This window comes from Pseudomonas sp. 51_B, assembly GCF_017491595.1.
GTDB classification, from domain to species: Bacteria; Pseudomonadota; Gammaproteobacteria; order Pseudomonadales; family Pseudomonadaceae; genus Aquipseudomonas; species Aquipseudomonas promysalinigenes.
On record NZ_JAFGYW010000597.1, the window covers coordinates 1 to 242 of the forward strand.

Consider the following 242-nt stretch of genomic DNA (forward strand, 5'->3'; position numbering starts at 1 on the left):
GCTCCCGATGAACCTGCACCAGTACGCTGAAACCCACGAAGTCACCAATCAACCGCCGTCACTCGACGGTGCCAACCTGTACCGCCTCGACCTGCCGCTGCAAGAGTGGTCGCGGCGCTTTGGGGCCTGGCGCGATATCGCGTTGTATGAACCAGGCGGTCGCGCGCGCCTGTCACAGGCGTTACTGGCCCGAAACAAACGTAGGAGCGAGCAAAGCTCGCGATGCGCCGCGCGGGCGGCGC

Annotated in this window: 1 pseudogene; it reads left to right on the forward strand. The window is 65.3% G+C overall.

What is annotated here, in order from left to right:
* Positions 1 to 7: 7 nt before the first annotated feature.
* Positions 8 to 136, forward strand: a pseudogene (locus J5M56_RS26970) (hypothetical protein); the annotation flags it as partial.
* Positions 137 to 242 lie beyond the last annotated feature (106 nt).